A 5,505-nucleotide genomic window follows, 5' to 3' on the forward strand; every position below is an offset into this window, starting at 1 on the left:
TACCACGTGTTCCACAGCGGGATCAGCACCTGGCGCACGGACTCGCGGATCCCGCGCTCGGTGACGATCAGGTTGCCGCCGCGCAGGATCGGGCTCGACATCAAGAACCAGCGCATCGCGTCCGCGCCGTCGCGGTCGAACACCTCGTAGACGTTCGGGTAGTTGCGCAGGCTCTTCGACATCTTGTTGCCGTCCGAGCCCAGCACGATCCCGTGGCTGACACACGTCGAGAACGCCGGCTTGTCGAACAGCGCCGTCGCGAGGACGTGCATCGTGTAGAACCAGCCGCGGGTCTGGCCGATGTACTCGACGATGAAGTCACCCGGGTAGTGGTGCTCGAACCACTCGGCGTTCTCGAACGGGTAGTGCACCTGCGCGAAGGGCATCGACCCCGACTCGAACCAGCAGTCGAAGACGTCGGTCACCCGACGCATCGTCGACGTCCCGGTCGGGTCGTCCGGGTTCGGGCGGGTCAGCTCGTCGATGAACGGCCGGTGCAGGTTCTCCGGCCGCACTCCGCTCTGCTTGCCGCTTCGGCTCGCAAGCTCGCCGAAGTCCTTCTCGAGCTCGTCGAGGGACCCGTACACGTCGATCCGCGGGTACGCCGGGTCGTCGGAGCGCCAGACGGGGATCGGGCTGCCCCAGAACCGGTTGCGGCTGATCGACCAGTCGCGGGTGTTCTCGAGCCACTTGCCGAACTGGCCGTCCTTGACGTGGTCGGGAACCCAACGGATCTGCTGGTTGATCTCCAGCATCCGGTCGCGGATCTTGGTCGTGCTGACGAACCACGACGACACCGCCATGTAGATCAGCGGCTCGCGGCAGCGCCAGCAGTGCGGGTAGGAGTGCAGGTACGACTCGCGCCGCAACAGGACCGTGCCGGGGGTGACGGCGCCAGTCTCGCCTTCCCCGCGCGTCGCGTTCTTGAGGTGCTCGACGATCGGGATGTTGGCGTCGAAGACGTGCATCCCGGCGTACTCGTCGATCGGCGGCGTGAACCGGCCGTCCTTCGCCACCGCGACCACGAGCTCGATCCCCTCGCGGTCGGTGATCTGCTTGTCCTCCTCGCCGAACGCGCCGGCGCTGTGGACCAGCCCCGTGCCGTCGACGGTCGTGACGAACGGCGCCTCCACCACCCGGTGCGCGTGCGCGCGACCCTGGAAGTAGGTGAACGGGGGCGTGTACGAGCGGCCGAGCAGGTCACGACCCTTGAGCCGCTCGACGACCGGCGCATCCTCCCCCAGCTCGCGCCGGTACGTCGGGAGCCGCTCCTCCCCGATCAGGTACCGCTCCGTCGTACCGGTGGGGAGGTCGGACTCGACGACGACGTAGTCGATGTCCTCGCCGACCATGATCAGGAGGTTGCTCGGCAGCGTCCACGGGGTCGTCGTCCAGAGCAACGCGATCTCGCCGGTCTCGAGCCGGCAGCCGATGGTGACGGCGGGGTCCTGCCGCTCCTGGTAGACGTCCTCGTCCATCCGCAGCTCGTGCGCCGAGAGCGGCGTCTCGTCGTTCCAGCAGTAGGGCAGGACCCGGAAGCCCTCGTAGGCGAGCCCCTTGTCGTAGAGCTGCTTGAAGGCCCAGATCACCGACTCCATGTAGTCGAGGTCGAGGGTCTTGTAGTCGTTCTCGAAGTCGACCCAGCGCGCCTGGCGGGTGACGTAGTCGCGCCACTCCGAGGTGTAGGTCAGCACGCTCGCGCGACAGAGCTCGTTGAACTCCTCGATGCCGAGCTCGTGGATCTCCTCGGTGGTCTTGATGCCCTTGAGTCGCATCGCCTCCAGCTCGGCCGGCAGGCCGTGCGTGTCCCAGCCGAACCGCCGCTCGACCCGGCTGCCGCGCATGGTGCGGTAGCGCGGGATCAGGTCCTTGACATAGCCGGTGAGCAGGTGGCCGTAGTGAGGCAGCCCGTTGGCGAACGGCGGGCCGTCGTAGAAGACGAACTCGTTCTCACCGTCGGGACCGGTCTCGCGCTGCTCGACGCTGGCCTCGAAGGTGCCGTCGGCCTTCCAGTACGCCAGCACCCGCTCCTCGATCGCCGGGAAGTTCGCGCTCGGGGGAACGTGGTGGTGCTCGCCGGACTGTCCGGTGGCGACCTTGGGGTAGGACATCGGTGGTTCTCTCTCTCGCCGGCTGAGGAGGTTGCTCGGCAACCTCCCGTGACCGCGAGGACGAGCCCTGGGGCCCGCGGTACCACCTCGCTTGCCGGCGCGTGACCACCGACCGCTCGTTGTCGGCTGTGACGGGCCTACCCGTCCGGTTCTACTGGGGTCCACCCCGGTTCGGGTGGCCGGTTCTTCCGGAGGCTCGCCGCTGATGACGGCTCCAACGCCTGTGCCCAGAGCCTACGGCGCCACGCCCGCCCCCCGCCAATCGGATTCATCCCCTCCCGGCCCCGCGATGAATTCGGTTGTCAGTGGCAGTCAGTAACGTCGAGCATGACCGATCACGGGAGGGCGAAGCATGCGGGAGATGATCCGGGCCACGGGCCTGGTCAAGAAGTACAAGACAGTCGAGGCGCTCAGCGGGCTCGACCTGACGGTTCCCGAGGGGCAGGTCCTGGCGCTGCTCGGGCCCAACGGTGCTGGCAAGACGACCGCCGTCCGGGTGCTGGCGACGCTGATCAACCCCGACGCCGGTAGCGCGGAGGTCGCGGGGGTGGACGTCCTCGCCGACCCGGCCGGGGTGCGGGCTCGGATCGGGCTGTCGGGGCAGTACGCCGCGGTGGACGAGCACCTCACCGGCTACGAGAACCTCGAGATGGTCGGCCGGCTCTACGGGTTCAAGAAGGCGCGAGCCAGAGACCGGGGCCGCGAGCTCCTGGAGCGCTTCGACCTGGCCGACGCGGCCGACCGACCCTCGAAGACCTACTCCGGTGGCATGCGCCGGCGCCTCGACCTGGCGCTCGCGCTGGTCGCCGAGCCGCCGGTGCTGATCCTCGACGAGCCCACCACCGGGCTCGACGTCCGGAGCCGGCAACAGATGTGGCAGGTGATCCGCGAGCTGGTCTCGTCCGGGGCGACGCTGCTGCTCACGACCCAGTACCTCGAGGAGGCCGACCGGCTCGCCGACGACATCGTGGTGATCGACCACGGCCGGGCGATCGCCCGCGGCACGGCCGACGAGCTCAAGTCCCAGACCGGCGGCGAGCGGGTCGAGGTCATCCTGACCGACGCAGGCTCCCGCGACGCGGCCAGCCGGGTGCTGGCCGAGGTGTCCAGCGGCGAGGTGCGGACCCACTCCGACAACCTGCGCAGCCTCACGGCACCCGTCAGTGGGGGTCAGCAGGCGCTGATGCGGGTGCTGAGGGGATTCGAGGACCAGCAGATCGAGGTGCTCGACATCGGCCTGCGCCGCCCCACGCTCGACGACGTCTTCATGAGCCTCACCGGCCACCATGCGGAGGCTGCCGAGGAAGCCGACCAGGCCGGGCAGAAGTCGAAGCGGTCCACGAAGGCGGAGGTGCCGGCATGAGCACGACAGTGATCCCCACTCGAGGTCCCATGCGCGCGCTCACCGACGGGTGGGTCGTCGCCAAGCGGAACCTGATCAAGATCAAGCGGGTGCCGGACATCCTGGTGTTCGTCCTGATCTCGCCGATCATGTTCGTGCTCCTGTTTGCCTACGTGTTCGGCGGCGCGATCGACGTCCCGGGCAACATCGACTACAAGGAGTTCCTCGTTCCTGGCATCTTCGTCCAGACGGTGGTGTTCGGAGCCACGTTCACCGGCTACGGACTGGCCGACGACATGCAGAAGGGCATCATCGACCGGTTCAAGTCGCTGCCCATGTCCCGTTCCGCGGTGCTGGTCGGACGCACCACCTCCGACGTCGCCTACAACGTGATCTCACTGGCGATCATGGCGCTGACCGGGCTGGTGGTCGGTTGGCGGATCCGCGAGGGAGTCGTGGATGCGGTGCTGGGGTTCCTGCTCCTGCTGCTCTTCGCCTACGCCATCAGCTGGATCATGGCGTTCGTCGGGCTGATCGTGCCGAGCGTCGAGGTCGTCAACAACGCCTCCTTCATCGTGATCATGCCGCTCACGTTCGTGTCCAACGCGTTCGTCCCCCAGGAGTCGTTCTCGGGCGTGCTGGCCACCTTCGTGGCGTGGAACCCGGTGTCGACCGTCACGCAGGCGTGCCGCGAGCTGTTCGGGAACATCGCGCCCGGGGCATCCGTGCCCGAGTCGTGGGCGATGCAGAACCCGGTCGTCTACAGCCTGATGTGGATTGTCGCCATTGTGGTGGTCTTCGCACCGCTGTCGGTTCGTCAGTACCGCCGCAGCAGCGCCAAGTGAGCCCGATAGTCCGCCGCCGAAATCATCACATCGGGCCGCCGGGTGATGGATTTGGCGGCGGACTACCGTGACGACGGTGACCGAGAAGACGCAGCGAAAGTACCCCGACATGTGGGTGGACCCGGAAGACGACCCGCGCAGCCAGGAGCCGACCCGCGGTGAGCGGGACACGCTCCTCGACTACCTCGACTTCTACCGCAAGACGCTGGTGATGAAGTGCGACGGGCTGACGCCCGAGCAGATGGCGACGGCGAGCGTGCCGCCGTCCAACCTCACCCTGCTCGGACTCGTGCGGCACATGGCGGCCGTGGAGCAGAGCTGGTTCCGGCGGGTGATGGACCGTCACCTCGAGCTGCCCCGCCTCTGGGGCAAGTCTGAGGACCGCGACGGGGACTTCACCGACATCGAGCCGACGCAGGAGGGTGTCGACGAGGCGTTCGCGGCCCTCGCCGAGGAGGTGGCGTACGCCGAGAGCTGGGTGGCGGCCCACGATCTCGACGTGCTCGGTGACCTCCACGATGAGGAGATCGAGCTGCGTGCCGTGCTGGTCCACATGGTCGAGGAGTACGCCCGCCACTGTGGCCACGCCGACCTGCTGCGCGAGTGCATCGACGGCCGCACGGGCCAGTGACTCCCCGGACGGGCCTCGCGTCAGGAATCGAGAAGCGACCAGGGCCACCCTCGGCCTAACGTGACCGGCATGTGCATCCCCGGCCTCCCCCGCGACGTGGAGCTCGTGCAGCTCTACGACGACCACGGCCGCCCGGCCGGCACCATCGACCGAGCCCGGATGCGCGCCGAGAACCTCACGCACGCCGCTACCGCCGTCGTGGTCCGTGACTCGTACGGTCGCGTCTACGTGCACCGGCGGACCGACACGAAGGACCTGTACCCGGGCCGCTATGACTTCGCTGCCGGTGGCGTGGTCGACGCCGGGGAGGACCCGCACCACGCCGCGGTTCGCGAGCTCGCCGAGGAGCTCGGCATCACCGGCGCGGTCCTGGAGCTGGTCGACGTCGCCCGCTACACCGACGACCACACCGACTACTGGGGCTACTGCTTCACGACGACGTACGACGGCCCGCTGCGGCTGCAGCCCGAGGAGGTCGCTGCCGGCGACTGGTGGACCCTCGACCGGCTGGTCGCCGCGCTCGACTCGGCTCCTGGTGACGGTCCGGGCTCGTTCATGCCCGACACCGCGGGCCTG

The 5,505-nt window shown here is 68.3% G+C and carries 5 protein-coding genes; 4 read left to right on the forward strand and 1 reads right to left on the reverse strand.

The window, feature by feature from the left end; genetic code table 11:
• On the reverse strand, positions 1–2,111 hold a 2,111-nt coding region (gene ileS / locus VFZ39_RS11670), incomplete at its 3' end, for an isoleucine--tRNA ligase (protein ID WP_330865926.1).
• 361 nt (positions 2,112–2,472) lie between these two features.
• Here ileS and VFZ39_RS11675 point away from each other — a divergent pair.
• From VFZ39_RS11675 to VFZ39_RS11690, 4 genes are all read left to right on the forward strand, one after another.
• A complete protein-coding gene (locus tag VFZ39_RS11675) occupies positions 2,473–3,474 on the forward strand; it encodes an ATP-binding cassette domain-containing protein (RefSeq protein WP_330865927.1) in 1,002 nt (333 codons plus the stop codon).
• Positions 3,471–4,298, forward strand: a complete 828-nt coding sequence (locus tag VFZ39_RS11680) for an ABC transporter permease (protein WP_330865928.1) — start codon at positions 3,471–3,473, stop codon at positions 4,296–4,298. Before VFZ39_RS11675 ends, VFZ39_RS11680 begins: the two co-directional genes overlap by 4 nt.
• Positions 4,299–4,374: 76 nt before the next feature.
• The gene (locus VFZ39_RS11685) at positions 4,375–4,929 is read left to right on the forward strand and encodes a DinB family protein (RefSeq protein ID WP_330865929.1); all 555 of its coding nucleotides are present in this window, start codon (positions 4,375–4,377) and stop codon (positions 4,927–4,929) included.
• Positions 4,930–4,998: 69 nt separating this feature from the next.
• Positions 4,999–5,505, forward strand: a 507-nt coding sequence (locus VFZ39_RS11690; protein ID WP_330865930.1) for an NUDIX hydrolase, incomplete at its 3' end; no start/stop codon positions are given.

It is taken from the genome of Nocardioides sp., assembly GCF_036374615.1.
Classification (GTDB): domain Bacteria; phylum Actinomycetota; class Actinomycetes; order Propionibacteriales; family Nocardioidaceae; genus Nocardioides.

Excerpts from the sequence above, each read along its gene's own strand:
- VFZ39_RS11675 (WP_330865927.1), top strand. The coding sequence starts at position 2,473 with ATGATCCGGGCCACGGGCCTGGTCAAGAAGTACAAGACAGTCGAGGCG.
- VFZ39_RS11680 (WP_330865928.1), top strand. The coding sequence starts at position 3,471 with ATGAGCACGACAGTGATCCCCACTCGAGGTCCCATGCGCGCGCTCACC.